General features: G+C 60.3%; 27 protein-coding genes. 13 read left to right on the plus strand and 14 right to left on the minus strand.

Annotated elements, in window-relative coordinates:
- Nucleotides 1-19: 19 nt before the first annotated feature.
- The 4 genes from Q1A07_RS14040 to cpaB form a co-directional block, all read right to left on the minus strand.
- Nucleotides 20-1252, minus strand: coding sequence for an AAA family ATPase (locus tag Q1A07_RS14040; RefSeq protein WP_299782371.1), 1233 nt, complete (start codon nt 1250-1252; stop codon nt 20-22).
- A 241-nt stretch (nt 1253-1493) separates the two neighbouring features.
- The gene (locus Q1A07_RS14045; protein WP_299782373.1) at nt 1494-1883 is read right to left on the minus strand and encodes a hypothetical protein; all 390 of its coding nucleotides are present in this window, start codon (nt 1881-1883) and stop codon (nt 1494-1496) included.
- Between the two features lie 4 nt (nt 1884-1887).
- Nucleotides 1888-3327 carry a type II and III secretion system protein family protein gene (locus tag Q1A07_RS14050; protein ID WP_299782375.1) on the minus strand — a complete coding sequence of 480 codons (1440 nt, stop codon included), beginning with the start codon at nt 3325-3327 and terminating at the stop codon, nt 1888-1890.
- 194 nt (nt 3328-3521) lie between these two features.
- Nucleotides 3522-4370, minus strand: a complete 849-nt coding sequence (cpaB, locus tag Q1A07_RS14055) for a Flp pilus assembly protein CpaB (protein ID WP_299782377.1) — start codon at nt 4368-4370, stop codon at nt 3522-3524.
- A gap of 20 nt (nt 4371-4390) precedes the next feature.
- Here cpaB and Q1A07_RS21945 point away from each other — a divergent pair, with 20 nt between their 5' ends.
- Nucleotides 4391-4858 (plus strand): hypothetical protein, encoded by a 468-nt coding sequence (locus Q1A07_RS21945; protein ID WP_366944100.1) that lies wholly within the window; start codon nt 4391-4393, stop codon nt 4856-4858.
- A 106-nt stretch (nt 4859-4964) separates the two neighbouring features.
- On the opposite strand, the gene Q1A07_RS14065 is transcribed toward Q1A07_RS21945, so the two are convergent.
- Nucleotides 4965-5177, minus strand: a complete 213-nt coding sequence (locus Q1A07_RS14065) for a hypothetical protein (RefSeq protein ID WP_299782381.1) — start codon at nt 5175-5177, stop codon at nt 4965-4967.
- Between the two features lie 354 nt (nt 5178-5531).
- Here Q1A07_RS14065 and Q1A07_RS14070 point away from each other — a divergent pair, with 354 nt between their 5' ends.
- The gene (locus Q1A07_RS14070) at nt 5532-6353 is read left to right on the plus strand and encodes a lytic transglycosylase domain-containing protein (RefSeq protein ID WP_299782383.1); all 822 of its coding nucleotides are present in this window, start codon (nt 5532-5534) and stop codon (nt 6351-6353) included.
- Here the strand turns inward: Q1A07_RS14070 and Q1A07_RS14075 are convergent.
- From Q1A07_RS14075 to tldD, 5 genes are all read right to left on the minus strand, one after another.
- Nucleotides 6350-6640, minus strand: coding sequence for a GNAT family N-acetyltransferase (locus Q1A07_RS14075; protein ID WP_299782385.1), 291 nt, complete (start codon nt 6638-6640; stop codon nt 6350-6352). The genes Q1A07_RS14070 and Q1A07_RS14075 overlap by 4 nt on opposite strands.
- 124 nt (nt 6641-6764) lie before the next feature.
- The gene (locus Q1A07_RS14080) at nt 6765-7790 is read right to left on the minus strand and encodes a PAS domain-containing protein (RefSeq protein ID WP_299782387.1); all 1026 of its coding nucleotides are present in this window, start codon (nt 7788-7790) and stop codon (nt 6765-6767) included.
- A 451-nt stretch (nt 7791-8241) separates the two neighbouring features.
- Nucleotides 8242-10824: a type I DNA topoisomerase gene (topA, locus tag Q1A07_RS14085; RefSeq protein ID WP_299782388.1), complete on the minus strand. Its 2583-nt coding sequence runs from the start codon at nt 10822-10824 to the stop codon at nt 8242-8244.
- Nucleotides 10825-11036: 212 nt separating this feature from the next.
- Complete coding sequence (gene dprA, locus Q1A07_RS14090; RefSeq protein WP_299782390.1) at nt 11037-12188, minus strand: DNA-processing protein DprA; 1152 nt, start codon at nt 12186-12188, stop codon at nt 11037-11039.
- 105 nt (nt 12189-12293) lie between these two features.
- The gene (gene tldD / locus Q1A07_RS14095; protein ID WP_299782392.1) at nt 12294-13715 is read right to left on the minus strand and encodes a metalloprotease TldD; all 1422 of its coding nucleotides are present in this window, start codon (nt 13713-13715) and stop codon (nt 12294-12296) included.
- A 175-nt stretch (nt 13716-13890) separates the two neighbouring features.
- Between tldD and coxB the strand changes: the two genes are divergently transcribed.
- From coxB to Q1A07_RS14150, 11 genes are all read left to right on the plus strand, one after another.
- On the plus strand, nt 13891-14772 hold the full coding sequence (coxB, locus tag Q1A07_RS14100) for a cytochrome c oxidase subunit II (protein WP_299782394.1): 882 nt from the start codon (nt 13891-13893) through the stop codon (nt 14770-14772).
- Nucleotides 14773-14830: 58 nt separating this feature from the next.
- Nucleotides 14831-15769, plus strand: a complete 939-nt coding sequence (gene cyoE, locus Q1A07_RS14105; protein WP_299782396.1) for a heme o synthase — start codon at nt 14831-14833, stop codon at nt 15767-15769.
- A 3-nt stretch (nt 15770-15772) separates the two neighbouring features.
- The gene (locus Q1A07_RS14110; protein ID WP_299782398.1) at nt 15773-15937 is read left to right on the plus strand and encodes a cytochrome C oxidase assembly protein; all 165 of its coding nucleotides are present in this window, start codon (nt 15773-15775) and stop codon (nt 15935-15937) included.
- Nucleotides 15937-16521 carry a cytochrome c oxidase assembly protein gene (locus Q1A07_RS14115; protein ID WP_299782401.1) on the plus strand — a complete coding sequence of 195 codons (585 nt, stop codon included), beginning with the start codon at nt 15937-15939 and terminating at the stop codon, nt 16519-16521. Before Q1A07_RS14110 ends, Q1A07_RS14115 begins: the two co-directional genes overlap by 1 nt.
- Before the next feature lie 22 nt (nt 16522-16543).
- Nucleotides 16544-17365, plus strand: a complete 822-nt coding sequence (locus tag Q1A07_RS14120; protein WP_299782403.1) for a cytochrome c oxidase subunit 3 — start codon at nt 16544-16546, stop codon at nt 17363-17365.
- Nucleotides 17366-17435: 70 nt separating this feature from the next.
- Nucleotides 17436-18122, plus strand: a complete 687-nt coding sequence (locus tag Q1A07_RS14125; RefSeq protein WP_299782406.1) for an SURF1 family protein — start codon at nt 17436-17438, stop codon at nt 18120-18122.
- Between the two features lie 4 nt (nt 18123-18126).
- The gene (gene thrC / locus Q1A07_RS14130; RefSeq protein ID WP_299782408.1) at nt 18127-19515 is read left to right on the plus strand and encodes a threonine synthase; all 1389 of its coding nucleotides are present in this window, start codon (nt 18127-18129) and stop codon (nt 19513-19515) included.
- The gene (locus Q1A07_RS14135; RefSeq protein ID WP_299782411.1) at nt 19512-20774 is read left to right on the plus strand and encodes a pitrilysin family protein; all 1263 of its coding nucleotides are present in this window, start codon (nt 19512-19514) and stop codon (nt 20772-20774) included. The genes thrC and Q1A07_RS14135 overlap by 4 nt, the downstream gene beginning before the upstream one ends.
- Entirely contained in the window at nt 20774-21358 is a 585-nt protein-coding gene (locus Q1A07_RS14140) for a GNAT family protein (RefSeq protein ID WP_299782413.1), read from the plus strand. Before Q1A07_RS14135 ends, Q1A07_RS14140 begins: the two co-directional genes overlap by 1 nt.
- Before the next feature lie 174 nt (nt 21359-21532).
- The gene (locus tag Q1A07_RS14145) at nt 21533-22345 is read left to right on the plus strand and encodes an MBL fold metallo-hydrolase (protein WP_299782415.1); all 813 of its coding nucleotides are present in this window, start codon (nt 21533-21535) and stop codon (nt 22343-22345) included.
- Nucleotides 22346-22385: 40 nt separating this feature from the next.
- Nucleotides 22386-23801, plus strand: a complete 1416-nt coding sequence (locus Q1A07_RS14150) for an FAD-binding oxidoreductase (protein WP_299782417.1) — start codon at nt 22386-22388, stop codon at nt 23799-23801.
- A gap of 60 nt (nt 23802-23861) precedes the next feature.
- Here Q1A07_RS14150 and Q1A07_RS14155 read toward each other — a convergent pair whose 3' ends face one another.
- From Q1A07_RS14155 to Q1A07_RS14170, 4 genes are all read right to left on the minus strand, one after another.
- Nucleotides 23862-24392: an adenine phosphoribosyltransferase gene (locus tag Q1A07_RS14155; protein ID WP_195818618.1), complete on the minus strand. Its 531-nt coding sequence runs from the start codon at nt 24390-24392 to the stop codon at nt 23862-23864.
- Between the two features lie 12 nt (nt 24393-24404).
- The gene (locus Q1A07_RS14160; RefSeq protein WP_299782420.1) at nt 24405-25028 is read right to left on the minus strand and encodes a LysE family translocator; all 624 of its coding nucleotides are present in this window, start codon (nt 25026-25028) and stop codon (nt 24405-24407) included.
- Between the two features lie 85 nt (nt 25029-25113).
- Nucleotides 25114-25791, minus strand: coding sequence for a hypothetical protein (locus Q1A07_RS14165; RefSeq protein ID WP_299782422.1), 678 nt, complete (start codon nt 25789-25791; stop codon nt 25114-25116).
- Nucleotides 25788-26660 carry an S-methyl-5'-thioadenosine phosphorylase gene (locus Q1A07_RS14170; protein ID WP_299782424.1) on the minus strand — a complete coding sequence of 291 codons (873 nt, stop codon included), beginning with the start codon at nt 26658-26660 and terminating at the stop codon, nt 25788-25790. The genes Q1A07_RS14165 and Q1A07_RS14170 overlap by 4 nt, the downstream gene beginning before the upstream one ends.
- Between the last annotated feature and the right edge of the window lie 28 nt (nt 26661-26688).

Consider the following 26688-nt stretch of genomic DNA (forward strand, 5'->3'; position numbering starts at 1 on the left):
GCGCTATTCCTTTGGCGGATCAGGCCGCTTTTACGTCATTGGTGTTCAACTCGTGGATCGATGCCGCCAGTTTCGCGATCTCGCGCCGCAGTGGGTTCTTGGGAGCGGATTGTGCAAGCGGCAGACCGTGATCGGCGCCCTGCGTGATGGGCTTGCCACCGTCGGGCATGTGCACATCAATCGAGATGCCGAGGCTTTCCGCCATCCGTTTCACACGAGCCTTGCCGCTGAGGTCGGTAAATTTTGGTGCACGGTTCATGACGTAGCGCAGTTTCTCGACCGGGAGTTCTTCGGCCTGCAACGCCCGCTTGAAACGCAGGGTGTTTTGAGCACAGCGCATGTCGAGCTCAACGGTTGCAAAGTAAACGTGGGCGGCGCTCAGGACCGCTTCGGACCAGCTGACCAGCGTTGAGGGCATATCGATCACCACGTAGTCAAAGTGCCGACGTGCCATATCGAGCACACGGTTCACGTCTTCGGCTGTGATGATGTCCAGTGGCAGCATTTCCATCGGCGCGGTCAGCACCTGCATCTTGTCCTGAAAGGTCAGCAGTGACTGGCCAAAAATCTCGTCGTCCATGCCTTCGGTGTCAGACAGCATATCGTAGACAACTTCGCGACGCGGCAGGTCGAGGAAGGTTGCGACAGCACCGTATTGAAGATCGAGATCCAGTACGCAAACACTTGGGCCGTTTTCCTTCTCGGCTGTCGCCAGTTCCCAAGCCAGGTTGACGCCGAGGGTGGTAGCACCAGTGCCGCCAGCCAATCCGTGCACAACGATCACCGCACCCTCTTTTTGGTTTGAGGATTGCAGGGTGGGGGCGGCGGCGGAGGCGGGCAACGCCTCTTCCTGCATGCGTACCCGTTCGATGGCTTCGCCCAATTCGTTTTCAGGAAGCGGGTAGGGGACAAACTCATCCGCACCCTGACGCAGCAAGGAATGCAGGGATGCGGGCGTCACGTCTTCAGCGATCAGAATGACCTTGATGCCACGCGCCTTGGCCTGCGTGATAATCTCACCCATGAGCGGCAGGTTGTCCTCGTCGGTTTCATCAATGGCGAGGGCAATGAATTCAAGCGCTTGCGCTTCCGGCTGTCCAAAAAATGCGAGCGCTTCAGCAAAACCGAGATCGCCCCAACTTTCGCCGAGGGCCAACTCCATATCTTCAATCAGCAAATCGAAGTTTTGCACATCGCGACTGACCGTGCAGGCGACGATAAGTGATGTATCCGGTTGCGGCATTGTGCTCATTGCCTCGTCTTCCTTTGTGTTCAAGGGCGAGGCAGAAAGCCGATGGAGGATTGTTTTTTATGTCACCCCAACGTCCCCTGCGACCGCCCATGCCCAGCTCTGTGGCCGGACATAAGTGTCCCATTGGAGGGAAAGTCGCAGTGAACTTGGGCGAGATTAGGGCTTAATCCGCCCAATTGTTGGGTATCTCGACACAATAACCGTGTTTGAGGGCGGATTTGTTGGAGTAGAGCCGGGGGCTCTACTCGCCTGTCGCTGTCGATACAGTGATGGCCTGGCCAGCGCTGCCAACATAGTCGCGATAAATCACGCGAGCATATTTTCCGTCCAGCCGACCCGTGCAATGTACGCGGTACACTGGATTTGCCGGAGAGCTCACAGGATCAAGGACAACCACCGGATCTTTTGGCGATGTGCCGATCTTGCCGGTCTTGTACGTGCTGCCGTTCGGGTTGCAGACATGGGCAACCATGTTTTGCATCGTTGCGTTGCCGAATTCGCCGCTGTCAAGCTGTGCTCCGGCTTCGCGGAACCATTTCCCGCCGCTTCCCTGTTCGCCGCACGCCGCGAGGGTCGCAAGACCGACAAGCAGGACAACTGCGTGTGTTTTCCGATATGTCAGGCGTTCCATCCTATCACTCCATCACGTAGCCGTAGGACCCGCTGAAGTCTTGCTTGGCGACTTCGCCGGCGGCACCCCGGCGGGGTGCATTGGCGTTTCTGGTGGTCCGACCAAAGAGAAACAGATCCTGTTCGGTCGGCGGCTTGATCCGGTCAGTTGGCAAGGACAGGGCCTCGCCACGGGTAGGGGAAACCAGGTGGGCGGTGATGATGATCACCAGTTCCGTCTGGCTGCGTTGATAGTCCGCACTCCGGAACAGGGCACCCAGAATGGGCACATCACCGATCCAGGGCAGTTGCGAAGACTGATCGGTGAAGTCATCTTGCAAAAGGCCTGCAATCGCAAAGCTTTCACCGTCGCGCATCTCGACCGTCGTGGAGGTCTCGCGGCGCGAGAAGGCGTCAAGTTCAAACCCACCGCCCAGCGAAATACCATTGGAGGGATCAATTGCCGAGACCGCTGCGGAAAGCTGCAGATTGATGATGTCTTCGTCTACCACGCGGGGGACGAAGTTCAGCTCGACACCAAAGGGTTTGAATTCCACGCTGATCGTGTCGCTGTCTTGCGCGACTGGAACGGGATATTCGCCGCCCGCAAGGAAATTCGCCTCCTGCCCGGACAGCGCAACCAGATTTGGTTCAGCCAATGTGCGCACGGCCCCTTTACGTTCAAGAGCTTCGAGCAAAATACCGACCTGTGTCGATCCGACGTTGAAGCCGAAGAGGACAGCACCAAAGTTGTCATTGCTAGACGGGATCAGGCCGTTGAGAGAGTTGGCAACGCCACCTGATGTGTTGGAAGTGCCGGTCCCGATCTGCCCGGTATCCCCGCCTGACAGCGGGTTATCCAGCGCCAGCGACGTGCTGAATGCCTTGGATACTGTGCGGTTCATCTCGGCAAAGCGTACTTTCAGCATCACCTGCTGAATGCCACCAACGCTCATCAGGTTGGACACTCTGTCCGGCGCGTAGCGCTGCGCCAGATCAAGTGCTTTTTGCAGTTTTTGAGAGCTGGATACCGTGCCGGACAAAACGATGCCATCATTCGCGGTGCGCACTTCAATGCGCTCGCCGGGAAGGATTTGGCCCAAACGCTCCTTGAATTCTGTTACATCAGGTGCAACACGCACCTCGACATTGGTGATCAGCTGACCGGTTGCATCCAGCAGCGTCAATGTCGTCATGCCCGGTGTTTTGCCAAGCACGTAGATGCTACGGTCCGACAGGGACGAGATATCCGCGATGCCGGGATTGGCGATGCTGAGTTCGGCGAAAGGAATTTCGCTTTCAACGACAACCGCGCGGTTCATGGGAACCGCAAGTGTCTTGTTGGTTCCCTTGGTGACCACACGCAATGTGTCTGCTTGTGCCGTGACTGGTGCGGTAAGCGCCAGCGGTGACACGCTTAGTGTCAGCCCCAAAAGGGCCGCTTTAAACATTCCATCAATTTTCATGTGACCTGCCCTTTTTGATCACGCCTCGGTTTCGGGTCTTGGTGCCCGCATAGGCTGTACTCTGCGTCGGTTTTGTTTTTTTTGCAAGAATCAACGGGTTCTGCACCTGCCTTTATGTGGATAAATGGCAACAGACAAAAAAATGAAAGGCGCCGCAGGGACGTGCGGCGCCTTCGTAATGTGTTGGTTTTGCTCTAGTTTGTGCAGGGGATCGGGATCGAGACAACTTCCGCCCCACGGCGGGTTCTGATGCTGCATTCCCGCTTTTGCTCTACCTTGGGTGCAGGTGCTGCCTCCTTCAGACCGAGCAGAGAAACCTGATCGACCTCGATTTCGGAAAGCTCTGTGTCGTCGCCAACGCCCACAAGCGACAGCGACAGGCTGCCAGTAGACTGCGCCTGTGCAAGGGCAGCCACCTGTTCCGGGCGGACAGCGACCGTTACCGTCCGGGCAATCCGTGTGCCGTTGGTGGTCTTGTCGTCCTGGTCCACAGCGATTAGGCGGATGGAGGTATCAATCAGCTTGGTTACATCTTCACTGCCGCCGCCGAATTCCACGCGGCCAGTCCAGTATACGTCAACCCGGTCCCCCGGACGCAGGAAACCCGAAACGCCGCTGGCCACGTCTACCCGGATGGCAAAAGCACGCATGCCCTTTTCCAGTCGGGTGGTCAGACCGATATCCTCACCGGGCTCGGTGACTTTTACCGCCAGCACGGCTTCGTCTTTCTCCATTGCCCGAACGATCAGGCGAGGTTCTTCTTCGTTTGCTGGGAACAGCACTTCGATATCACCAAAAGTACCTTCGGGGATCGCGGTCTGCGGCCAGGCAACGGGGCGCACATCTTCTTTTGTCAACCGTTCGCCATATCCCAATTCGCGTGTTGCGACGTAGACGATCTGGGTCGGTACAAGCTGCGCTTCATTCTGCTTGGCGCGCGCCAGTTCGGCCTGGTAAGTGCCGATGAAATTTTTTGCCATGTATACCGCGCCGCCAGCCAGCGCGAGCCCGGCCAGAAGCACCAATCCGAATATCATTCGCATAATCTTACCTCGTGTTTCACATGGCCCGTAAACAAACAGGTCATTTTGCCAAGGTTATCCCAAGGGATTGTGGCAATTTCGGGATTAACGCGTGTCAGACGCAGGGCTTTCTGTCGGATATCGCAACAATCATATCTAAAGGGGGCATTTGCGCAGTGCGTGAATCACGACAACATCAGGCCTGTCGTCACGCATCATTGGATCCGTCTGAGGTCTTCGCTTCACAAAAAAAGAACCGCCCTGTACGAGGACAGGGAGGTTCAATTGAGTCTGTCTGGCGCAATGTAACTTTATTCGCCAATCTCGCCGACAACCTGGGTGCCGAGAAAACTCTCGGTACTTTCGGTCAAACCGGCGGAACCGGCCTTGAGCTCAACAACGAGCCCAACTGCAAGTCCAACCACTGCGGCAGTCAAGACCACCCAGTCTACAGTAACAGCCCCGGCCTCATCGTCTTTGAAATTTTTAAAAGCGTGCAACATGTGTGATGCTTTCAATTGAGGAACCTTGTGTGGGTCCGGGTAAAAACAGGGCCGCGTTCACGCGAATGAAGGCGGCCCCATCAAATAAAGTCAGGCGGTAAGGGCGCCTGTATTAGCTGCTGCCGCTGGACGAAGATTCGCCGATGCTGCCAACTGTCTGGGTGCCCAGGAACGAAGATGTGGAGTCGGTCAGAGCTGTCGCGCCATCTTCGATGGACTGGTAAGCTGCGATCGCCAGGCCAACAACAGCGGCTGTCAGCACAACCCAGTCAACTGTCACGGCACCGTCTTCGTCTTTACGGAAGTTCTTGATAAATTTCATCATGGTATGTCCCTCCAAAGGATCATTTAGATTTCACTTGCTAACCTTGCCGTCCTCAGTGACCGTTTCTCTCGTTTGGCCCGTCCGACTTGGTATGCAGCAATATAGCCAAGGGATTGGGGCATGATTTTGGCGGCAAATGTGACTTTTGAGGATTCGCCGTCGAAAATCGCCAGAAAAATCGTAACGCGATGAATCAGAAAGAAAAAAAAACTCTCCGATGTTTACATTTCATTAAAGTGACGCCCGAATGTGGCAAAATCGCCGCGTTCAAGGCCCGGATTTACTGGTGTGATGTGGGATTCTCTGCGATGTTGGCTGCAAAACAACGCAGAAAACAGATCGCGAGCAGTCGATATGCGTATCCTACCATGTATCGCGGCCTTTGCCGTGGCGTTTTCAGGCGATTCCATAGAGGCCGAAACACCCAAACCCTTTCCTGTCTTCGAAGCGAAGCGGGTCGGGGTGCCAAAAACCGGGCAAAAACGGATTAAGGTGCAGATTGACCCCGAGGCGCAGAAGGCAGCACTTGCGGTGCCGAAACCTGAACCGGAGCTGCCTGAAGCGGACGCACCGCCACCTGCCACGCAGCCTCTTGGCCAATACAGCTGGTTCTGGGACAGGGTGTCGCCCTCCATTTTCGACGTTCAGCCGGGACGACTCGAGGCCATCATGGATGTCATCACCGGGTCAGGGAAAATTGCAGCCCCAAGATTGCAGCATATGCAGAGCATCGCGCAGGCCAATGGTGTCGAGATACTAAAGTCCACCATTGGAACGAAGGTATCACCCGCTTTGGTGCTCGCCGTGATCTCCGTTGAGTCATCTGGCAGGCCGGATGCCATCAGCAAGGCGGGGGCGCAGGGCCTGATGCAATTAATGCCCGATACGGCAGCACGCTTTGGAGTTCAGGACAGCCTGATTGCCGCCGAGAATATCGCAGGCGGTGTCAAATACCTTGATTGGTTGATGGGGGAGTTCGCAGGCGACCCGGTTCTGGTGCTGGCCGGGTACAACGCGGGCGAAGGATCCGTACGCAGCCACGAGGGCGTGCCACCCTTTGCCGAGACCCGGGACTATGTGCCCAAGGTTCTGGCCGCGTTTCAGGTTGCGCGCGGATTGTGCAAAACACCACCTGAATTGATTACGGATGGCTGCGTCTTTGCCGCCATGAACTAAACGCTGAAGACGTCGGCCCATTCAGGATGGCGCCGGCGTTGCGCGTTCACAAATGGGCAGAGCGGTACGATCTTGAAGCCTTGCTGGCGTGCATCTGCAATCAATCGGGCCACGAGAGCCTGTCCGGCACCCGACCCCCTAAGCGCATCCGGAACCGCCGTGTGATCGGCAATGACCGTTTGCGGTGAGAGAATGGAATATGTCAGGTCGGCTTCGTGCCCGTCCTGGACCAGCACATAGCGTCCCTTGGTACCATCAACACTGCGGGTGATGTCAAACTCGGACACTGAGTGTTCCCGTCGCACCGCACAATTTCAATGTTGTAGGCTTGCCTGCACTTGTCATAGGTTTCCTTGCCGTCGCGTGGGAGGGCCATTATGCGGAGCACTGTCCTCCGCCCGAGCACGCGATCTATCGTGTCAGAGTGGCGCCCGCCGGGACATCTATTGTGACAAAACTTCCCGCGGCCCCGCGTCCGAGCTGCAAAGTTCCCTCAAGACCTTCGATCAGGCCGTTGACCATGCGCCCGCCGACAGTGGTGGTGTCCGGCCAGGTCATGTAGTTCGGAATGCCCACGCCGTCGTCGGAAACGGTCACGCGCAGACCGCCAGCGCTGAGCTGCGTCATCCGCACCTCCACGAGCCCGGTATCAATGCGATCGAAAGCGTGCTGGAAGGCGTTTGTCAGTAGCTCCGCCACCACAAGCCCGACGCGGGAGGCGGTCTCGATTGGGATGTCGAGCGGGTCGATCTGCAGGTTAAGCCGAATACCGGAACGTCCATAGACATGTCCAATCGCGCAGCAGAGGCGCGACAGATAGCTACCCATGTGGATACTGTCGCGGTTTGACTGCATATCAGACAGCTTCATTTCTTCGTAAAGCAGCTGCAGCGTTTCGATGCGCCGGGTCAGGGCAGCGTATTCAGCCGGTACAGAGGTCGAATTCGACTGTTGCCGGATCATGCTGATGATCATCGACATATCCGCCTCGACCCGGTCCTGTACTTCTATCAACTGAGCGTTGATCTGTTCGGCCGTGTCGCTGCGCTCGCCGTGGCGTAACTCTTGCTGGACACCCATGAAGTACTGAACCTGCTCATTTTCATCAAAGATCGGCGCAATCACCAACCTGTTCATGAAAGGCTCGCCGTTCGCACGGTAGTTCAGGAGGTCCACCGTTGCAGATTCTTTGGCCTCAATCGAGGTTCGGAGCAGGTCTACAGCCGCTTTTTCGGTGTTTTCGCCCTGCAGAAAACGGCAGTTACGACCAATAACCGCACTGCGCGCATACCCCGTTTGTCGTGTGAAAGCCTGATTGACATAGACAATAGGGTTATCTTCGAGATGCGGGTTGGTCATGATCAACGGCAGCTGCGTGCGGCTGAACCCGTCGAAAGAGGTGTCTTCAATGAGCAAAGAATTTAGAGAATCTGCCATATCCGGCGCGCCTCACGCTGCTCGAGTTACGCGCCACGCGGCGCGCTGTTCATATGTGCCGCGTGCGACGTATCGCCCACACGTGCTCCGCAGGCTGTTCACATCACCTTGACGCAAGTGCTGCGGCGCATCCGTTTTGCCGCTGGTATGTGCAGTCCCTGTGCCAGCCTTCCTACGAGAATAGAGGATGCCACGCCCTTCGGAGATGCAGGCAACCAGTGCCTGGCGATCTCGCAATACTCCATAGAGCGTCAGCGACGCTGTATTCTGCCGATTGTTCATCTCGCTCCCTGAGCCCGACCGAAAGACCGGACGTCTTCTGATGTACGATAACCGCTCGTTGATTGGCGATCATGTCATTCAACTGGGATTATAGAACGGCTTTGGCCTTGGTCAAACCACTTTGGCCACTTTCAGATGGAAGCTGCACTATCCTGCAGAAGTCCGGAGCTCATGCTTTTTTAGCGACTGTTTTCTTCTTGGCTGGCGCCTTCTTTTTTGCAGCCGTCTTGCGGCGGCCCGTACCCTTTTTGGCAGCCTTTTCATCGATCAGCAGGATAGCTGCTTCAATGGTCAAATCGTCCGGTTCGGTGCCCTTGGGCAGCGTTGCATTGATCTTTTCCCACTTCACGTAAGGCCCGTATTTGCCTTCCATGATGCTGATCTGGCCGCCCTGATCCGGATGCTCGCCCAACTCCCGCAGCGTTTTGGCCGCGGCACCACGCCCGCCACGGCTGGCGACCTTTTCGGCGAGCAACTGCACCGCGCGGTTCATGCCGACGGTAAACACCTCATCAATGCTCTCGAGATTGGCGTTTGTGCCGCCGCGCTCCGAGGTTGAGGCCGCATGTTTCAAGTAAGGCCCATACCGCCCGATGTTTGACCAGACCGTCACGCCATCTTCGGGATGCGGGCCGATTTCGCGGGGCAGGGACAGCAGTTTGAGTGCCTGCGGCAGGTCCACATCCTCGGGCGGCCAATCCTTGGGGATCGACTGGCGCGGTGGCTTCTTGTTGTCCTCGGTGACCTCGCCACGTTGCACGTAAGGGCCGAAGCGACCCTTGAAGGCGTAGATCTTGTCGCCTGCGTCCTCGCCCAGCAGCTTGCCTTCGGGCGGGATGCCGCTGTCGTCTTCTTCACCGGGCGGACCGAAGGCGCGGGTGTAGCGGCATTCGGGGTAGTTCGAGCAACCGATGAACGCGCCGCCCGAGCGCGCGGTGCGCATGCTGAGCCGCCCGGCGCCGCAGTTGGGGCAGAGGCGCGGGTCGGTCCCATCCTCGTTGGGGGGAAACAGATGCGGCTCCAGCACCTCGTTGATCTTCTCCAGCACCTCGGTGATGCGCAGATCGGCGGTCTCAGAAATGGCGGCGGAGAAATCGCGCCAGAAGCGCCGCAGCACTTCCTTCCACTCAGCATCGCCGGCGCTTACGTCATCGAGCTCGTTTTCCAGATCGGCGGTGAAGCCATAGCCGACGTATTTACGAAAGTAATTCTCCAGAAACGCCGTGACGAGCCTGCCCTTGTCCTCCGGGATCAGGCGGTTCTTGTCCTTACGAACGTACTCACGGTCCTGAATTGTGGTGACAATCGACGCGTAAGTCGAGGGGCGCCCGATGCCCAGCTCTTCCATCTTCTTGACCAGCGTGGCCTCGGTATAGCGCGGGGGGGGCTGGGTGAAGTGCTGCTCCGGCGTGACGGCGCGCTTGTCTATCTTGTCGCCCTGGTCGATCTGGGGCAGGCGCTTGTCGTCCTCATCCACCACATCGTCGCGGCCTTCCTCGTAGACCCGCAGGAAGCCGTCAAAGAGCACCACCTGACCGGTGGCGCGCAGCATGATCTGGCCATCGGCGCTGCCCACATCGACCGTCGTCCGTTCCATCCGGGCGGCTTCCATCTGGCAGGCCAGCGTGCGTTTCCAGATCAGATCGTAGAGCTTGCGCTGATCCGCGTCAGAGGTCTTCAGGTCCTCCGCCTTGGTCATCATATCGGTCGGGCGCACGCATTCGTGCGCCTCTTGCGCGTTCTTGGCCTTGTTCTTGTACATGCGCGGGCTGCCGGGCACGTAGTCTTTGCCATAAAGCGTCTCGATCGCGGCGCGCGCGGCCTGCACGGCCTCGGGCGCCATGTCGATGCCGTCGGTCCGCATATAGGTAATGTAGCCTGCCTCGTAGAGCCGCTGTGCTGTAGACATGGTCTGGCGCGCGCCCATGCCGAACTTGCGGCTGGCCTCCTGCTGCAGGGTTGAGGTCATGAAGGGGGCGGCGGGGTTGCGGTTGGCGGGCTTGGCCTCGACCGACTGTACCGTCAGATCGCGGGAGCTGATCGCCTGCACCGCCATTTCGGCCTGGGTCTGGTTCTCGATGTCAAACTTGCCGAGCTTCTTGCCCGCCAGCACCGTCAGCCGTGCCTCGAACTCCTGCCCGCGCGGGGTGGCGAGTTGGGCCTTGACCGACCAGTATTCGCGGTTGCGGAAGGCCTCGATCTCCATCTCGCGCTCGACGATGAGGCGCAGGGTGACCGATTGCACGCGGCCTGCTGATTTTGCGCCCGGCAGTTTGCGCCATAGTACCGGCGAGAGATTGAAGCCCACCAGATAGTCGAGCGCGCGGCGGGCCAGGTAGGCCTCGACCAGCGGCATGTCGACCTGGCGCGGGTTCTGCATCGCCTCGGTCACGGCCTTTTTCGTGATCTGGTTGAACACGACCCGGGAGACGGGGGTATCCTTCTTGATCGACTTGCGCTTGGTCAGCGCCTCCTGCAGGTGCCAGCTGATCGCCTCGCCCTCGCGATCAGGGTCGGTTGCGAGGATCAGCGCGTTGTCATCTTTCAGCGCATCCGCGATGGCCTTGACATGCTTCTTGCTGTCGGAGGCCACCTCCCAGAGCATGTCGAATTCGTTCTCAGGGTCGACAGAACCATCTTTCGGGGGTAAGTCGCGGACATGCCCGTAAGAGGCCAGGACGGTGTAGTCACTCCCCAAATATGCGTTGATTGTCTTGGCTTTAGCCGGGGATTCAACAACTACAACTGGCATGTACTGGGGCACCTCTGGGTGAAATTTTCTGCGTCTATGCTCAAGCCAGATGTGCTGTGCAAGCGGATTTTGTCAATCTGCTCATTCTTGTCGCACGCAGTTTTCCGCGTGGATAGCAGCGGCGCATCGGGTCAAATTCAATGGAAAATCTGGCTCCATCCCGGACGGAATCGGCTCTGGCATGGCGTGGCAAGATAACGTGCAGATAACACTCAGGCGCGAGACAGCAGGCCGCCGGCGCGGCGTGTGATTTTACCATCCATTTCGAGATCGAGCAGAACCGGTGCCGCATCCGCCGGTGCAACGGCCAGATCGCGGATCAACTGGTCCTCGGCCACGGGGGCGGGGCTCAGGCGCGACAGGATCTTGTTGTGCAACGCGGCCACTTCTCTCAACGCGGGGCGCTTTTTCTCTACGGTCTTGACCGGCGGCTGCAACGGCAGTTCCGGCGCGTTGCCATGCAAGGGGGTGAGCGCTTCCAACACGTCATCTGCACCGCGCACCAGTGTAGATCCCTCCCGGATCAGCTGATTACACCCGGCGGCGCGGGCGTCGAAGGGGCTGCCCGGGACGGCCAGAACCTCGCGTCCTTGGTCCAGCGCGTCCCGCGCCGTGATCAGGCTACCTGATTTTGCTGCAGCTTCGACGACAACCGTCGCGCGGCTGAGCCCGGAGATGATGCGGTTTCGGCTCGGGAAGTGCCGCGCAATCGGCTGGAGCCCCATAGGCTGTTCCGACACCCGCACCCCGGCTGCCATTATGTCTTGCGCCAGCTTCATGTTTTCGGTGGGATAAATCACATCGACCCCACCTGCCTGCACCGCAACCGTGCCGGTGGCCAGGGCGGCAAGATGCGCCGCCGCATCGACACCGCGCGCAAGGCCGGAGACGATCACGTAACCGGCGGCACCGAGATCGCGGGCGAGCGCCTTGGCCATGCGTGTGCCAAGGGAGGAGGCGTTGCGCGCACCCACAAGTGAAATCATCGGGCGTTTGAGAAGGCTTGGATCCCCCATAATCCATAGAAACGGAGGGGCGTCGTCCAGATCTTCGAGCAATTCGGGGTAGGCCGGGGTGCCCTGCATGATCAGGCGCGCGCCGACTTTGCGGGCGGCATTCAATTCGGCCTGCACCACGGCTTCGGGACAAATCTGGTATTTTTCAACGCCGGCGGCACGCGCTACCTCAGGTAGCGCGGCCAGCGCGTTCTGCGCAGTGCCGTGTTCAGTCAGCAGTCGTTTATACGTCGTTACGCCAACCCGGCGGGATCGCAACAGACGGAGACGGGAGAACTGTTCGTCTTCCGAGGTGGGTGGGAGTGGGGGGTGAGTGGAAGAAGGATTGTGGTCCTTGTCATCAGTCATCCGCGTCTCCGTCCGTTGCAGAATCAGGTTTAAGGCGAGTTGGTTAACAACGCATGAATCAATGTACCGGGCTGGCCTCGCTATTTTTGGGGAGAGCGGCCCGGATCAGGAGGCCGACCCCCCCACCGTCAGCCCCCCGATCATCAACGTGGGTTGGCCTACACCCACCGGCACCCATTGTCCTGCCTTGCCGCAATTGCCCATGCCGGGATCAAGCGCCATGTCATTCCCGATGCCGCGAATCTGCTTGAGCGCGGTGGCCCCATCCCCGATCAGCGTTGCCCCTTTGACCGGCGCACCGACCTTGCCATTTTCCACCCGGTAGGCCTCGGTGCAGCTGAAGACGAACTTGCCGTTGGTGATGTCCACCTGACCGCCGCCAAACCCCACAGCGTAGATGCCATCCTTGAGATCGGCGAGAATGTCGCCCGGGTCGCTGTCGCCGCCCAGCATATAGGTGTTGGTCATGCGCGGCATCGGCGCATGGGCATAGCTTTCACGGCGCCCGTTGCCGGTGGGGGCCACGCCCATCAGCCGGGCGTTTTGCCGGTCCTGCATGAAGCCCACCAGAATGCCGTCGTCGATCAGAGTGTTCTTGCCCGAGGGCGTGCCTTCATCGTCGATGCTGATGGAGCCGCGCCGATCCGGGATTGTGCCATCGTCGAGCACGGTCACGCCCTTGCTGGCGATGCGTTGACCCATGAGACCGGCAAAGGCGGAGGAGCCCTTGCGGTTGAAATCCCCCTCCAGCCCATGGCCGATGGCCTCGTGCAGCAGGATACCGGGCCAGCCCGGGCCCAGCACGACATCCATGACACCAGCGGGGGCAGGCACCGCGCCAAGGTTCACGACAGCCACCCGCAGCGCCTCGCGCGTCTTGGCCTGCCAGTCCGCCGGATCGATCAGGCCATCCAAGTCCACACGGCCACCGCCCCCGGCGGAGCCGCTTTCCCGGCGTCCGTTTTCTTCCACGATCACTGAAACATTCACCCGCGTCATAGGGCGCACATCCCGCAACGACTGCCCGTCGGGGCGCAGAATTTCGACTTCCTGCAGGCTGGCTGCAATGGTGGCGGAGACCTGCACGACCCGCGCGTCGAGGTCCCGGGCAAAAGCATCGATCTGGCGCAATGTATCGATCTTGACGGGAAAGGCGGCCCCGGCAATGGGGTCTTCATCGGTATAAAGCTTGATATTGGTCGGGTTTGGCGCGTCCGCCATTGTGCCGCCGCCGTCGCCCACTGCCAGACGCGCGGTCTCGGAGGCGCGTTTCAGAGCGGTTTCCGAAATTTCGGTGGAATGGGCGTAGCCAGCCACTTCGCCGCACACGGCGCGCAGGCCAAACCCCTCCGAGGCATCGTAGCTGGCCGTCTTCAGGCGCCCGTCGTCGAAGACGAGCGCCTCGGAGCGGCGCCGTTCCAGAAACAGCTCCCCATCATCCGCGCCCTGGGTCGCCGCGCGCAGCACATCAAGGGCCGCATCCCGGTCGAGCGTATTCTGAAAGGGCATGAAAGGGGTGTCTGTCACAGGTGATTTCCTCCAAAGGTGGGTAAATCTGCATTCAGCGTCTCTATGACGCAAGCTGAACTCTTTATCTCGCGATCAGAATATGATTGTAAGAGCACAGATTACAACGGACGGGATGGTGCGCAGTCCTTTCCCCGCCCGCCAACCAAAGATGATCCCAAGATCAGGACGACACATGAAACGTTTTTTCACATTCTCAGGCCTGATGGCTGGTTTTGCAGCAACAGCGGCCCAGGCACAGGACAATCTCGAAATCATTGGGCGTCCCGTGGATGGCAAAATGGGCTTTCAACCTGCCGTGACCGAGCTGGCGGAAGACCTGCAGTGGCTGGACGGCATGATTCTGGTGATCATCACCGCGATCACGCTGTTCGTGACGGCGCTGATCCTCTGGGTAGCCATCCGTTACAATGCCAAGCGCAATGCGGAGCCTGCGTCCTTCACTCATAATACGCCGGTCGAGATCGCCTGGACCGTGATTCCGATCGTGATCCTGGTGTTCATCGGCGCGTTCTCTTTGCCGATCCTGTTTAAGCAGCAGGAGATTCCCGAAGCGGATATCACGATCAAGGTGACCGGATATCAGTGGTATTGGGACTATGAGTATGTGGATGAGGGGTTCGAATTCTCCAGCTACATGATTGGTGCGCCTGCAACGGGGGGTACAAATCAGAAGTCACCCGAGGTGATTGCGCAACTGGAAGCGGCTGGTTTCTCCGAAGAGGAGTTCCTGCTGGCCACCGATACCTCCGTCGTGGTGCCGGTCAACAAGACCATCGTGATGCAGGTCACAGGCGGCGACGTGATCCATGCCTGGACCATTCCCGCCTTTGGCGTGAAGCAGGATGCGGTGCCCGGACGTCTGGCGGAGCTGTGGTTCAAGGCGGAGCAGGAAGGTATCTACTTTGGTCAGTGTTCAGAGCTGTGCGGTCTGAACCACGCCTATATGCCGATCACCGTGAAAGTCGTCTCGGAAGAGGCCTATGCCGAGTGGCTGGCCGGAGCGAGAGAGGAATACGCAGGCATTCCGCAAACCCGCGTGATCGCGTCGAACTGATCTGGCACAGGTGGCCTGAAAGCCCACCCTACCTGCTGATGGCATAGAAGGCACATGAATGGCTGATGCGAGCTACACAACTCCAGCCGAGGAGTATGACACGCAACTGGGCGATTATTTTGCCCTGTTGAAGCCGCGTGTCATGTCGCTGGTGGTGTTCACGGCCCTTGTGGGGCTGCTGGCGGCGCCAGTTCCCGTGCATCCGGTAATTGCCTTTTCCTCCATCCTGTTCGTGGCGATCGGGGCAGGGGCCTCTGGTGCGCTGAACATGTGGTGGGACGCGGATATCGATGCCGTCATGCGCCGCACCGCCAAGCGCCCGATCCCTTCGGGTCGGGTGCCAGCGGGTGAGGCTCTGTCGCTAGGGCTGGCGTTGTCGGGCCTGTCGGTGATGATGCTGGGGCTCTCGGCGAACCTGCTGGCTGCCGGGCTGCTGGCCTTCACCATTTTCTTCTACGCCGTCATCTATTCCATGTGGCTGAAACGCTCCACGCCGCAGAACATCGTGATTGGTGGCGCCGCCGGGGCCTTCCCGCCGGTGATCGGCTGGGTGGTTGCCACGGGCAGTTTCTCGGTCGAGGCCTGGTTGATGTTTGCGCTGATCTTCATGTGGACGCCGCCGCATTTCTGGGCGCTCGCGCTGTTCATGAAATCAGACTACGACGACGCGGATGTGCCGATGCTGACGGTCACCCACGGGCGTCGTGCCACAAGGGCGCATGTGCTGGGGTATACGCTGCCGTTGGTGCTGCTGGCGGTTGGCACAGGGTTCACAGCCATTGGCGGGCCGCTCTATCTGGCGGCCGCGGTTATCCTGAACGCGATGTTCCTGAAGGGGGCATTTGACATCTGGCGCCGGGATGAAACGCAGGCCGAGGCCGACGCATACCGGGTGGAAAAGAAGTTCTTCCGCCTGTCGCTGTGGTATCTTTTTGCGCATTTCGGCATGATCCTGATCGAAGCGATGCTGCGCCCCTTCGGCATGGGAGGCTGGTGATCCATGACTTTCAAGCCTGAACATGAACTGCACACGCGGCGCAAGGGCCGGAACATCGGTGTTGGCTTGATGCTGGCCGGCTTCGTCGTGCTGGTGCTGGCTCTGACCTTCACCAAGGTCACCAATGGCGATTTTGAGCTGCCCAAGGCAGAGGAGCTGACCCAGTAATGGCGCTTTCCGGACCCGCGAAAACCGTTGCCCAGACTGTCAGCGTTGTGCTTGTCATGGGCGGGCTCGCCTGGGCCTCCGTGCCGTTCTACGACTGGTTCTGCCGGGTGACCGGATTTGGCGGTGTGACCGGCGTGTCCGATGTGGCACCAGACGACGTGTTGGACCAGACGATCAAGGTGCGCTTTGACGGATCGCTGCACAGCGAAATGGCGTGGACCTTCAAACCGGTCGAGCGCGAGATGGAAGTGCGCATCGGCGAGACCGGCCTGGCCTTTTACGAGGCCTACAACCCGACCAACCGTCCGATTGCCGGATCTGCCAGCTACAATGTCACCCCCTACCAGGCGGGCGGCTTTTTCAACAAGATCCAGTGTTTCTGTTTCGAAGAACAGATCCTGCAGCCCGGCGAACGGGTGCAGATGCCGGTGACCTTCTACGTGGACCCGGAAATCGTCGATGATCGTGACGGAAAATATGTACATACCATCACACTCTCCTATACATTCTACGAAATTGACCTGCCCGAAGGCTACGCCGCCGTGCAGGACATGGAACCAACCTCAGACACAAGTCTGAACTGACCAAGATAAGGCAAGCGACGTCATGGCCCATGAAAAGAACCACGATTACCATATTCTGAACCCCTCGATCTGGCCGCTGTTGGGTGCGCTCGCCGGGTTCTTCATGCTCTTTGGCGCCGTTTTGTGGATGCAGGGCATCACGCCGTTCATGTTCTGGGGCGGTTTCGTCGCCGTGCTCTATGTGATGTTCGGCTGGTGGTCCGAGGTCGTGGCTGAAAGCAAGATCGGCGATCATACCCCGGTGGTGCGGATCGGTCTGCGCTACGGCTTCATCCTCTTCATCATGTCGGAGGTGATGTTCTTTGCCGCCTGGTTCTGGAGCTTCTTCAAACACGCCATCTACCCGATGAGTGGATACGCGGGCACGGAATACGTGCAGCCGGAAATCTACCACGTGGACGCGTTCCACCTGCCGCTGATCAACACGCTGATCCTGCTATTGTCGGGCTGCGCGGTCACATGGGCGCACCACGCGCTGGTGCATGAAAACAACCGCAAGGATCTGATCTGGGGTCTGGCGATCTCGATCATCCTCGGTGTGCTCTTCACTGCGCTGCAGGCCTACGAATACTCCTACCTGCTCTACAAGGGCTGGGAGTTCGGCGGGGACAAGTTCTACTCCAACTTCTTCATGGCTACCGGCTTTCACGGGGCGCATGTGATCATCGGGACGATCTTCCTGACGGTCTGCCTGGTGCGGGCGATGAAGGGGCATTTCACGCCAGAGAAACACGTGGGCTTCGAGGCCGCCGCCTGGTACTGGCACTTTGTGGACGTGGTCTGGCTGTTTCTCTTCTTTGCCGTTTACATCTGGGGTGTCGGGCAGATGCCCGGAGCGCATTAAACGGCCTTACATGTCTTGAGAAAAAAGCGCGCGGCTCTCGCGCGCTTTTCCTTTTAGGTCCGGAACACTCATGCGGCGACTGGCATTCTTTCTGATCTTCGGGCTGGGAGGGGCGGCGATCCTGATCAGCCTCGGCATCTGGCAGGTGCAGCGGCTGGCCTGGAAAGAAGGTCTGCTGACCCGTATCGAGACCGAGATAGCCGCCGACCCGGTGGCGTTGCGCGACGCGCTGGAGCCTGAACCGCGCCGTTATGCGCCGGTGCGGCTTACAGGCGCATTCGATCCCGAAGGGGGCCATGTCCGGGTTTTGGCGTCACGGAAGTCCATTGGTGCTGTCTACCGCATCATCCGCCCGTTTCAGTCAGAGGGGTATGGTCGGGTGCTGGTTGATACCGGCTGGGTGGCAGATGGCATTACCGCTCTGCCGCCGGTACCGGAGGGACCGGTGACGCTGGTTGGCAATCTCGATGATCCCATTGAGGCGGATGGATTCACGCCCGCACCTGACCTTGACACCAACATCTGGTTTGCCCGCGACGTGCCCGCCATGGCCCGCACGCTGAGCACCGAGCCGGTGCTGGTCGTGTTGCGCGAGGTGCCGGATTCGGACCTTGGCGTGACGCCCTGGCCGGTAGACACCGCTGGTATTCCGAACGATCACTTGCAATATGCGATCACATGGTTCTCGCTGTCCGCCATCTGGCTGGCGATGACCGCCATTTTCCTGCGTCGCCCAAAGGCGGCCAACAAAAGCTGAGACCATGCGTTACATTTCGACCCGCGGCACCGCACCCATCCTGAATTTCGAGGAGGCGATGTTGACCGGCTTGGCCCGCGACGGCGGTCTCTACGTGCCCGAAACGATCCCGCAGATGACCGGGGCCGAGATCGCGCGACTGGAGGGTCTGAGCTATGAGGCGATTGCCTACCGCGTGATGCGGCCGTTTGTCGGCGATGTTTTCACGGATGACGAGTTCGAGGGGATAATCGACCGGGCCTATGCCGGGTTCGGCCATGCGGCGCGCGCGCCTCTGGTGCAGCTCGATCAGGGGCATTTCCTGCTGGAACTGTTTCACGGGCCAACGCTGGCCTTCAAGGACTTTGCCATGCAGCTCATCGGGCAGATGTTCCAGACTGCACTGGGCCGCAAGGGTGAGCGGGTGACCATCGTGGGCGCCACCTCCGGCGATACCGGCTCGGCCGCGATTGAGGCGTTCCGGGGTCTCGACAACGTGGATGTCTTCATCCTCTACCCGCATGGGCGCATCTCCGAGGTGCAGCGGCGGCAGATGACGACGCCAACGGAGAGCAACGTGCATGCGCTGGCGATGGACGGAGATTTCGACGACTGCCAGGCGCGGCTGAAGGATATGTTCAACGACTTCGCCTTCCGCGATGAGGTGAAGCTGGCGGGTGTGAACTCGATCAACTGGGGCCGGGTGCTGGCGCAGGTTGTGTACTATTTCTCTGCCGCCGTGTCGGTGGGCGCGCCACATCGCCCCGTCAGCTTCACCGTGCCCACAGGCAATTTCGGCGATATCTTCGCAGGCTACATCGCCAAACGCATGGGTCTGCCCATCGACAAGCTTGTGGTCGCGACCAACCAGAACGACATTCTCGACCGCTGCCTCAAGGGGCAGGGCTATCACAAGGGCGAGACCGTGCCTTCGATCAGCCCCTCGATGGACATTCAGGTCTCCTCCAACTTCGAGCGCGCGCTGTTCGATGCCTATGACCGTGAGGGGCCAGCCATTGTCCAGCTTATGGAAGAGTTGAAAGCGGGCGGTTTCGAGGTCAGCCAGGGCGCCATGCAGGTGCTGCAATCGCATTACCTGTCTGGTCGCGCCTCCGAGGAGGAAACCTCGGCCACAATTGCCTCCGCGCTGCAGGCAACCGGCGAGCTGCTCTGTCCGCATTCTGCCGTGGGCGTGAAGGTGGCGGAGGAGCAGCGCGTCACCGGCACGCCGATGATCACGCTGGCCACGGCGCATCCGGCGAAGTTTCCCGATGCGGTGGAAGAGGCGTCGACGCAACGGCCCCCCTTGCCCCCGCGTATGGCAGACCTGTATGAACGCGCGGAACGGGTGAGCCGGGTGCCGAACGATCTGGCCGCGCTCACCGCGCACATCAAAGGGCACAGAGCTGCGTGACACTGAACCAACACCGCCTGCCAAACGGCTTCCGCATCGTAACCGAAGAAATGCCCGGCCTCGCCTCGGCTTCCATTGGCGTCTGGGTGACCGCAGGCGCGCGGCATGAAACGCCCGCCCAGAACGGCATTGCGCATTTTCTGGAGCATATGGCCTTCAAAGGCACCAAGCGGCGCACGGCGCTGCAGATCGCCGAGAGCATCGAAGACGTGGGCGGGTATATCAACGCCTACACCAGCCGCGAGGTCACGGCTTATTATGCGCGGGTGCTGCAGAATGACGTGCCGCTGGCGCTCGACGTGATCGCCGATATCCTGCTGAACCCGACGCTGGAAGAGGCGGAGATCGAGGTGGAGCGCGGCGTGATCCTGCAGGAGATCGGGCAGGCGCTGGATACGCCCGACGATGTGATTTTTGACTGGCTGCAAGAGCAGGCCTATCCGGATCATCCGATGGGCCGCACCATTCTGGGCCCGGCTGAGCGGGTGGCCAATTTCGCCCGCGCGGACCTTCAGGGGTTCATCAAGCAGCACTATGGGCCTGAGCAGATGATCCTCTCCGCGGCGGGTGCGGTGGATCATGAAGCCATTGTGAAGCTGGCCGAAGAGCTTTTTGGCGACATGGAAGCACGGCCGGTCTTTAACGCGGACGCAGCACGGTTTCTGGGCGGTGAGCGGCGCCAGCCCAAGGCGCTGGAGCAGGCGCATTTTGCGCTGGCCTTCGAGAGCCCCGGCTACCGGGATGACAGCATCTATACGGCGCAGATTTACGCCTCAGCCCTGGGTGGCGGCATGTCGAGCCGCCTGTTTCAGGAAATCCGCGAAAATCGCGGGCTATGTTATTCGATCTTTGCGCAGGCGGGGGCCTATGCCGATACCGGCATGACCACGATTTATGCGGGTACCAGCGCGGCGCAACTGCCACAGCTGGCCGAGATCACCATTGACGAGATGAAACGCGCGGCCTCTGACATGTCTCCGGCAGAGGTGGCGCGGGCACGGGCGCAGATGAAAGCCGGGCTGTTGATGGGGCTGGAGAGCCCGTCGAACCGGGCGGAGCGGCTGGCGCGGCTGGTGCAGATCTGGGACCGGGTGCCGCCGCTGGAAGAGACCGTGGCGATGATCGACGCGGTGACCACGGGAGACGTGCGCGAGTTTGCGCAAGACATGGCTTCGGCTGCCCCGGCGGCGCTGGCCCTCTACGGGCCGATTGACGATGCCCCAAGCCTTGCGGCGTTGCAGGAGCGTCGGGCGGCGTGATGCTGCGCGGGTTTCGGAAACTCCGCATTGAAACGGAACGGATGACCCTGCGCCCGCCGATCCATTCGGATTTCCGGGCCTGGACCGCGCTGCGGGCGCACAGCAAGGATTACCTGACCTCCTGGGAGCCCAGCTGGGCCAAGGATCATCTGACGCGCAAGGCCTTTACCAACCGGGTCTATTGGGCGCAGCGGTCGGTGTCGGGAGGCACAGCGCTACCGCTTTTCCTGATCCGGCGGCAGGATGATGCGCTGCTGGGGGCGATCACGCTCGATAATATTCGGCGCGGTCCCGCGCAGGCGGGTACCTTGGGCTATTGGACAGGCGAGCCCTTTGCGCGGCAGGGGTATATGCGCGAGGCGATAACAGCATTGGTACATCACGCCTTCACGCAACTGGACCTCAGCCGGATCGAGGCGGCCTGCCTGCCGGAGAACGCCGCCTCGCGCGGATTGTTGGAGACCTCGGGGTTCAAATACGAAGGTGTGGCGCAGAGCTATCTGCAGATCGACGGGCGCTGGCGCACCCATGTGCTTTATGCCGCCCTGCGCAGCGACCGGCGCGGCAAGACGCAGGCGGGGTAGGATTCCCTTTTGCGGCTTTTTGCAAAAGCCGCGTGCCTCCGGCGGGGATATTTTTGACCAGAAGAAAGTGTTGGGGCGCATTTTTGGGCGAACGGCCTGTCGTATCGGCGGCGCGCCTGAAAACCCTTCGGTGAATCGGGAGATCGCGATAGGCTATCTGTGTGGGAGGTGGTCATGCTCATTCGGCTTTTTGCAGTTTTTGTTTTTATGGCGCAGATGGCGGTGGCGCAGGAACGTACGCCGAGCCATTGCGTCGCGTTGGCCGAGGCGCCGGGTCTGGAGTATGTGGTGCCTGCCAGCCTGGGTGCGGTGGCCGAAGAGACGGTGCGCATTCACTATATTGCCCACGCAAGTTTTCTGATCCGCAGCCATGGGGGCCTGAACATGGTGACGGATTTCACCGGGTTTACCGGATCGGCCCCGATGATCCCGGATGTGGTGACCATGAACCATGCCCATGACACCCATTGGACGGCGCACCCGGATCCGGCGATCCCGCATGTGTTGCCGGGGTGGGGGCCGTTCGGAGAGGGGATCGAGCATCATCTTGATCTGGGTGAGGTGTTGATCCGCAATGTCTCCACCGATATCCGGTCGCAATTTTCCGGGGTCGAGGAGAAGGGTAATTCGATCTTCGTCTTTGAACTGGCGGGCCTATGTGTCGGGCATCTGGGGCATCTGCATCACGAACCGGATGCGTCGCAATATGCGGCCCTCGGGCGGCTGGATGTGGTGATGGCGCCGGTGGACGGTGGGTATACGCTGGATTTGCCCACGATGATCCGGGTGCTGAAGCGGCTGAAGTCCTCTGTCGTGATCCCGATGCACTGGTTTTCGCTGTATGCGCTGGACGAGTTCCTGACCGGCATGTCGGATGAATTTGCGGTGGTGGAGGTCGGTGGTCCGGCGCTGGACATCTCGCTGGACCGGTTGCCGGGGCGGCCCACGGTGATGGTTTTGCGTCCGGCCCTTCTCAGCACGCCCTGAGCCCCCTTGCATCGCGTTCTTGCGCGGGGGATCAAGGGGCATGGATTTGAACTCTGCCGATTCCGCCTTTGAGACACGCCTGCGCCAGCAGTTGCCGGAGGGGGTGATCAAAACAACCGAACCGCGCCATCTGGAAGAGCCAAGGGGGCGCTACCATGGGCGCGAAACGCTTGTTGCCCTGCCGCGTACAACCCAAGAGGTGGCGGCGATTGTGCGGTTGGCCGCCGATGCGCGCGTGGGCATTGTGGCCTATGCGGGGGGCACTGGGCTTGTCGGCGGGCAGATATCGCCGGAGGGGGTCTTGCCGCTTATTCTGTCCTTGGAGCGGATGACCGAAATTCGAGCGGTTTATCCGGAGGAAAACGTGCTGATCTGCGATGCCGGTGCGGTGCTGGCCGATGTGCAGGCTGCGGCGGAAGAGGCGGGTCGGCTGTTTCCGCTGTCGCTTGCCTCTGAAGGATCGGCGCGGATCGGCGGAAATCTTGCGACCAACGCCGGTGGCACGGCCGTGCTGCGCTATGGGAATGCCCGCGATCTCTGCCTTGGGTTGGAAGCGGTGCTGCCCGACGGGCAAATCTGGCACGGGTTGAAGCGGTTGCGCAAGGACAACACCGGCTATGATCTGCGCAACCTGCTGATCGGGTCGGAAGGCACGCTGGGCGTGATCACCGCGGCAGCGTTGAAGCTGAGCCCACGCCCGGCGGCTATGGGAACGGCCATCTTTGTCGTGCCGTCACCGGAGGCGGCTTTGTCCCTTCTGGCACTGGCCCGATCACAATTGGGCGAATTGGTGAGTGGCTTTGAATTGATCAACGGTCAGGGGCTGGCGTTTCTGGCGGAAACCCTGCCCGAGGTGCGTCAGCCTTTTGCTGAGCGGCCCGAGTGGTCGGTACTGATTGAGGTGGGGGTGGTCGCCGGTCTGGACCCTCAGGCGGCGTTGGCAGATCTGTTCGAGAAGGCCGCGACAGAGGGGGTGGCCCTGGACGGAGTGATTGCGCAGAGCGCGCAGCAGTCGGACGCGTTCTGGTCGGTACGCGAACACATCCCGGAGGCCAACAAGCGCGTGGGGGCGATCATATCCAGCGATGTGTCGGTCCCCCTCGGCGCCATTCCGGAATTCATCGCCGAAGGCAGGGAGGTGATCGGAGGGGTCGGCACCTTCCGCATTAACTGCTTTGGTCACGTGGGAGATGGTAACCTGCATTACAACATCTTTCCCCTGCCGGGGCAGAAGGCGTCCGATCATGCCAATCAGCGCGCCGAATTGCAGCGGGTCGTGCACGATCTTGCGCACCGGCTTGGCGGGTCGGTCAGTGCCGAGCATGGCATTGGGCGGCTGAAAGTGGAGGATTTGGAGCGCTATGGCGACCCCGCCAAACTCTCTGCGATGCGGGCGATCAAGGCCGCGCTCGATCCTCTGGGCATCATGAACCCCGGCGCGGTCCTCAAGAAGTGAGGCGCTGCCGCGCCGCATGATGTTTTTCAAATCCTTCCAGGATTTGGTTCTGGCGCGGGTTCAAAGGCCGTCGAACGCACAGAGCGCATGGACATCCATGCCCATGGCTTCAAGTTTTTTGCGCCCCCCAAGCTCCGGCAGGTCGATGATGAACGCACAGGAGACGATTTCGCCCCCCAACCGCTCCAGCAGCTTGATCCCGGCCTCTGCGGTGCCGCCGGTCGCCAGCAGGTCATCGACTACGAGCACTTTCTCCCCTGCCGTGATCGCATCGTCGTGGATTTCGACAATCGCCTCGCCGTACTCCAGTTTGTAATCCTGACTGATCGTGGTGCCGGGCAGTTTGCCCTTTTTACGGATCGGCACGAAGCCGACCGACAGCTGGTGCGCGATGGCCCCGCCGAGGATGAAACCACGCGCTTCCAAGCCGACGACCTTGTCAATTTCGAGACCCGCGTAGGGGTGCAGCATCTGGTCGATGGCCATGCGAAAGCCGCGCGGGTCGGCAAAAAGCGTGGTGACATCGCGAAACATGATCCCCTCATGCGGGAAGTCCACGATGGTGCGAATGTAGTCCTGAACCGTTTTCATGACGCTTTTTCCTTAGTTCGCGCGGCGCAGCGTGGCAGTGAGCACGCCCATGCCGATCAGTGTTGTGCCGCCTGCGCGGGTGATCCACGTCAGGACCGAGGGGCGACCGATGACGCGGCGAAGCCGGTCTGCCAGCAGCGCATAGGCCAGTGCGTTTACCGCGGCGAGCGTTACGAAAGTGGTAATCAGGAGCGCAAACTGTGGGAGTAGTGGGGCCTCCGGGCGCAGGAACTGCGGCACGAAGGCGATGAAAAAGGCGATGGATTTTGGGTTGAGCGCGGTCACGGCTGCGGTGTGGCTGAAAACACCCTTTGCGTTGATTTCCAGAGTGCCTGGCGCCAGGCCGGCGCTCGGGGCAGAGCGGATCAGCTTGATCCCCAGCCAGACCAGATACACCGCCCCGATCCATTTCAGCAGGGTAAAGAGCGTGGCCGAGGCCAGGACCAGCGCCCCCAGTCCCGCGAGCGAAGCGCTCATGGCGATCAGATCGCCCATGGCAACACCTGCCGCGGAGGCGACGGCGACAGAGCGGCCTTTGGACAGGGCATAGCTCAGGACCAGCAGGACGGTCGGGCCGGGGATCAGCAGCAAGGCGGTGGAGGCGGCGACAAATGTCAGCCAGAGATCAAGAGGCATTGTGTTTCCTTGGTTTTCGCGATGACACACCGCCAGTTAAAGTGGTTTGAGCCACGCCACGTCAAGCGTCATGGTCAGGTGGGCGTCATTGAGGTGGGTAGTGTCGGCGCAAGGCCATGATGTCTTGCGGTTGCAGCCGAGTGACGGTGTTGTCAGACAACTCAGCAAAGATGGACCGGAACCTGTACCAGGGGCTGTCGATGTCCGTCATCAAGCCGGTTGCCTGCACGACCTCTTCGAGCATGATGGACTCGATTTCTTCCCATTTCACATCGCGGGCAAAGAGGATGACGGCCCGCTGGATTTCATCCCTGCCGTTCCACCATATCCAGAAAAGTGCGGCGGGCATTTCATTGCCGTTCAACTCGGGCTCCGGAAAATCCCTGATGATGCTGCCCATCTTTTGATCCACCAGATGGATCGCGATGTCTGGTTTTTCGTCAGGGGCCGCCCGGCGCAGACGCAGTCCGGCGTCGGCGGCGTTGACTTCGGTGATTGCCCGGTAAAGCGCGCGGCGGATCGGTGTGCGCAGAAGCCGCGGGTAATCTTGATGGATGGCGACGATGCCCAGGCTGAGGTTGCCAGCCATTTCTTCGGGCCAGCGCACACGGCTTTTGGCGCAAGGGCCGTCGGGGGCTGCGGCGCAGCTGACCAGATTGTAAAAATCAGTATCGTTCAGCGGCGCATTCGGGACGGAAACATAATCCTGCGCGCCCGCAGAGGGGCCAAGCCAGAGGAGTATGAGGAAGAGCCAGCGGATCACAAAAGGCGACCGGCAACCGCACCGAGTTTCGCCATCAAGGCCGGATCGCGGGCTTCGGGCGCAGTCAGGATCGCGTATTCGAGTGCGCGGTCGCATCCATGCGGGCAGGGCGTGCGCTCTGGTCCCAGCAATTCGGGAAGGCGGCGGACCATGTCGCGGCCCTTGTCCGCGTTCCCCATGAGCGTGGCGATGATCTGGGTCACGTCCACCTCGCCATGATCGGGGTGCCAGCTGTCATAATCGGTGATCATGGCGACGGAGGCGTAGCAAAGCTCGGCCTCGCGGGCGAGTTTCGCTTCCGGCATGTTGGTCATGCCGATCACATCCGCGCCCCAGCTTTCGCGGTACATTTTGGATTCGGCCAGCGTCGAGAATTGAGGCCCTTCCATCGCGAGGTAGGTGCCGCCCTTGTGTACGGTGATGCCTGCGTCCTTCGCGGCGATCTCACAGGCGTCGGTCAGGCGCGGGCAGGTCGGGTGAGCAACCGACACATGCGCTACGCAGCCGGTACCGAAGAAGGATTTCTCCCGCGCGAACGTGCGGTCAATGAATTGATCGACAAGGACGAAATCTCCCGGCGCCATCTCCTCGCGAAAGGAACCGCAGGCCGAAATGGATACCACATCGGTGCAGCCCAACCGTTTCAGCGCGTCGATATTGGCCCGGTAGGGAACGGAGGTCGGGCTATGAATGTGACCGCGCCCATGCCGGGGCAGGAACGCCATCTCGGTACCGTGCAACCGTCCGGTCAGGATCGCGTCTGACGGGGCACCCCAGGGGGTTTCCACACTGGTCCAGCTGGTGTCCTCCAGCCCGTCGATCTCGTAAATGCCAGAGCCGCCAATCACGGCGATCTTGGGTGCGGTCATGGTATGCTCCGTTCTGTGTCCAGCTTGG

This window comes from uncultured Roseobacter sp. (assembly GCF_947492555.1).
Classification (GTDB): Bacteria; Pseudomonadota; Alphaproteobacteria; order Rhodobacterales; family Rhodobacteraceae; genus Roseobacter.

Excerpts from the sequence above, each read along its gene's own strand:
- cpaB (WP_299782377.1), bottom strand. The coding sequence starts at position 4,370 with ATGCGAATGATATTCGGATTGGTGCTTCTGGCCGGGCTCGCGCTGGCT.
- Q1A07_RS14125 (WP_299782406.1), top strand. The coding sequence starts at position 17,436 with ATGCGGCGACTGGCATTCTTTCTGATCTTCGGGCTGGGAGGGGCGGCG.
- Q1A07_RS14120 (WP_299782403.1), top strand. The coding sequence starts at position 16,544 with ATGGCCCATGAAAAGAACCACGATTACCATATTCTGAACCCCTCGATC.
- topA (WP_299782388.1), bottom strand. The coding sequence starts at position 10,824 with ATGCCAGTTGTAGTTGTTGAATCCCCGGCTAAAGCCAAGACAATCAAC.
- Q1A07_RS14065 (WP_299782381.1), bottom strand. The coding sequence starts at position 5,177 with ATGATGAAATTTATCAAGAACTTCCGTAAAGACGAAGACGGTGCCGTG.
- cyoE (WP_299782396.1), top strand. The coding sequence starts at position 14,831 with ATGGCTGATGCGAGCTACACAACTCCAGCCGAGGAGTATGACACGCAA.
- Q1A07_RS14115 (WP_299782401.1), top strand. The coding sequence starts at position 15,937 with ATGGCGCTTTCCGGACCCGCGAAAACCGTTGCCCAGACTGTCAGCGTT.
- thrC (WP_299782408.1), top strand. The coding sequence starts at position 18,127 with ATGCGTTACATTTCGACCCGCGGCACCGCACCCATCCTGAATTTCGAG.
- Q1A07_RS14040 (WP_299782371.1), bottom strand. The coding sequence starts at position 1,252 with ATGAGCACAATGCCGCAACCGGATACATCACTTATCGTCGCCTGCACG.
- Q1A07_RS14145 (WP_299782415.1), top strand. The coding sequence starts at position 21,533 with ATGCTCATTCGGCTTTTTGCAGTTTTTGTTTTTATGGCGCAGATGGCG.
- Q1A07_RS14110 (WP_299782398.1), top strand. The coding sequence starts at position 15,773 with ATGACTTTCAAGCCTGAACATGAACTGCACACGCGGCGCAAGGGCCGG.
- Q1A07_RS14070 (WP_299782383.1), top strand. The coding sequence starts at position 5,532 with ATGCGTATCCTACCATGTATCGCGGCCTTTGCCGTGGCGTTTTCAGGC.
- Q1A07_RS14150 (WP_299782417.1), top strand. The coding sequence starts at position 22,386 with ATGGATTTGAACTCTGCCGATTCCGCCTTTGAGACACGCCTGCGCCAG.
- dprA (WP_299782390.1), bottom strand. The coding sequence starts at position 12,188 with ATGACTGATGACAAGGACCACAATCCTTCTTCCACTCACCCCCCACTC.
- Q1A07_RS14050 (WP_299782375.1), bottom strand. The coding sequence starts at position 3,327 with ATGAAAATTGATGGAATGTTTAAAGCGGCCCTTTTGGGGCTGACACTA.
- Q1A07_RS14140 (WP_299782413.1), top strand. The coding sequence starts at position 20,774 with ATGCTGCGCGGGTTTCGGAAACTCCGCATTGAAACGGAACGGATGACC.
- Q1A07_RS14080 (WP_299782387.1), bottom strand. The coding sequence starts at position 7,790 with ATGGCAGATTCTCTAAATTCTTTGCTCATTGAAGACACCTCTTTCGAC.
- coxB (WP_299782394.1), top strand. The coding sequence starts at position 13,891 with ATGAAACGTTTTTTCACATTCTCAGGCCTGATGGCTGGTTTTGCAGCA.
- Q1A07_RS14045 (WP_299782373.1), bottom strand. The coding sequence starts at position 1,883 with ATGGAACGCCTGACATATCGGAAAACACACGCAGTTGTCCTGCTTGTC.
- Q1A07_RS14170 (WP_299782424.1), bottom strand. The coding sequence starts at position 26,660 with ATGACCGCACCCAAGATCGCCGTGATTGGCGGCTCTGGCATTTACGAG.
- Q1A07_RS14155 (WP_195818618.1), bottom strand. The coding sequence starts at position 24,392 with ATGAAAACGGTTCAGGACTACATTCGCACCATCGTGGACTTCCCGCAT.
- Q1A07_RS14160 (WP_299782420.1), bottom strand. The coding sequence starts at position 25,028 with ATGCCTCTTGATCTCTGGCTGACATTTGTCGCCGCCTCCACCGCCTTG.
- Q1A07_RS21945 (WP_366944100.1), top strand. The coding sequence starts at position 4,391 with ATGGCCCGTAAACAAACAGGTCATTTTGCCAAGGTTATCCCAAGGGAT.